The 2,242-nt window shown below is 60.8% G+C and carries 1 protein-coding gene; it reads left to right on the top strand.

The window, feature by feature from the left end:
* The first annotated feature begins 651 nt into the window (after positions 1-651).
* Complete coding sequence (locus AC629_RS41880; RefSeq protein ID WP_084810490.1) at positions 652-1,983, top strand: serine hydrolase domain-containing protein; 1,332 nt, start codon at positions 652-654, stop codon at positions 1,981-1,983.
* The last annotated feature ends 259 nt before the right edge of the window (positions 1,984-2,242 follow it).

Here is a 2,242-nt window from a genome sequence, read left to right as displayed (position 1 = left end):
CTCTCAACGTGTATCAGAAGTGCTCCGCAAAAGGGCCAGTCACGAAGGGCCCTCAGTAGTCATGTCCCTGGGAGACCATGATGGCCAAGAAGCGGCGGCCCATACTGAACCGTGCGTTGCTTGGGTCCGACGCCGATGCTGCGTATCGTAGCGCATCTGTTTAGATAAGCCTTGACAACGTCGGCTGTGGCAAAAGTCGGGTTTTGGCCTTGGCTGTGTGAAAACGCGACGGCGCTCAAATTGCAGAGAAAAGCATTCCCTCTGTCGCCGCTTCGGAGATTACGGAGAGCATACTGAGCTCCAGTACCGCGTGATGTGAGAAGTAGATTCTCCACGCTTCGCCAATTTTCGCGTTTTCACACGGCCTGGGCCCGTACACGACGAACCCCGACCCTTGACGTAGCGTCGGCTGCTAGGGGGCGGCCGGACATGGTCGAGACGCGCCCCATTCGACGCAGATGACCCAAACTCGACATTGCCGCCGCGCGCATCAAGCTGCCACGCGCGGCGGGCCGTGGGACATTTCGAGGCCAGCAATTCGAGCCTGATCATTTTGATCCGGAAGCATGTTCCAAGGCGACGACGTCGGATAAGATCGCTGCCGGGTCGGGCGAACTCGGCCCTCGCAAAAACGGTCCCGGGAGGTGCGTCATGTGTAGGTGGAAAATCCTGGCGACGACAGCGCTGGCCGCGATGCTGGTCGCTGCAACGGCGGTGCTGCCAGTCTCGCCGCGCGAACTCCATGCCCTCGCCACGGCAACGCCTGAACAGGTCGGCATGTCGGTGGAGCGCCTTGGGCGCATCACCACAATGCTCAAAAAGGAGATTGCCGACGGCAAGCTGCCGGGTGCGGTGGTCATGGTCGCCCGCAAGGGGACGATCGTCTATTCGGACGCCATCGGCTTCCAAGATAAGGGCGCGGAAACGCCCATGAAGCTCGATTCGATCTTCCGCATCTATTCAATGACCAAGCCGCTTGTCTCGGTAGCGGCTATGATGCTGGTCGAAGATGGCGTCATCCAGCTCACTGATCCCGTCTCTAAGTTCCTGCCAGCCTTCAAAGACATGCAAGTTAGCGTGGCAAGCACAGGCGCCGATGGCAAGACCACCTACACGAATGTACCGGCGGCCAAGCCGATCACCGTGCAGGACCTTCTGCGGCATAGCGCAGGCCTCGCCTATGCCGAGATCACCAAGAACGAACCGGTGAAGGCCGCCTACGTCGAGGCCAAGTTCTCCCAGCCGGGCGTGCACGAGTACGATTCCCGGGATATGACGCCAGCCGAGCAAGTCGCGCGCATGGCAAAGATACCCCTCATCCACCAGCCAGCCACGATGTGGGAGTACAGCATGGCCGTCGATATTCTCGGCCGCGCGATTGAGGCGGCGTCGGGCAAGCGGCTTGCCGTCTTCTTGGAGGAACGACTGTTCAAGCCGCTCAATATGGGGGACTCGGGCTTTTGGGTGCCGTCATCGAAGATCTCACGTCTCGCGCAGCCGCTGCCGGTCGACCCAGCCTCGGGCTTGAAGACGAGCGTGCTCGATGTATCGGCAGAGCCGAAGAATGATTCCGGCGGCGCCGGCGGAGTTTCGACGGCCACGGACTATTTGCGGTTCGGCCAGATGCTCCTGAATGGCGGCGAGCTCGACGGCGTACGCGTATTGAGCCGCTCCACCATCAAGCTGATGACGTCAGACCATCTCGGCACGCGCGTCGCGATGCCGCTCCAGCCGGGCGAACTTCTGCTGGGAACTCCCGGCTACACGTTCGGCCTTGGCTTTGCAGTGCGTCAGGGCGACGGCGTAGCTGGTGTGCCCGGCTCGGCGGGCGAATTCATGTGGGCGGGTTACGCTGGCACTTTTTTCTGGGTCGATCCTCAGGAAGAGATCGTAGGTGTCTACATGACACAGGCCCCGAGCCCAATACGCGCCTATTACCGCAAGATGTTCAAGGCCCTCGTCTATCAGGCGCTCGCGGACTGAAGTCGTCAGCCTGCCCTCCATCGCGTTCCGAATGCAAGGCAACGATTTCTCGCTGCCTCGCATTCAATTGGCCTCTTTCGGTGGCAGATGGGCTTACCGTGCCGCCCTCGTTACTCGTCCGCGCCTACGAGGTGATCGAATGATGTCGGCGAATGTCTGCTGTTGATGCTGTGGACGGCTCCTCCACGGGCACGAGAGTGCCAAGGAGTGGGCGCCGTTTGAGGCTCCCACGATTCGGAGGAGCAACCCTATGCAGTCA

The organism is Bradyrhizobium sp. NAS80.1 (assembly GCF_001908205.1).
Lineage (GTDB): Bacteria > Pseudomonadota > Alphaproteobacteria > Rhizobiales > Xanthobacteraceae > Bradyrhizobium.
The sequence above is the reverse complement of the archived record's forward strand: the minus strand, read 5'-3'. Positions and strand labels throughout refer to the sequence as shown.

Bases quoted from the DNA above. Each gene is read 5' to 3' on its own strand.
- AC629_RS41880 (WP_084810490.1), top strand. From the start codon at position 652: ATGTGTAGGTGGAAAATCCTGGCGACGACAGCGCTGGCCGCGATGCTG.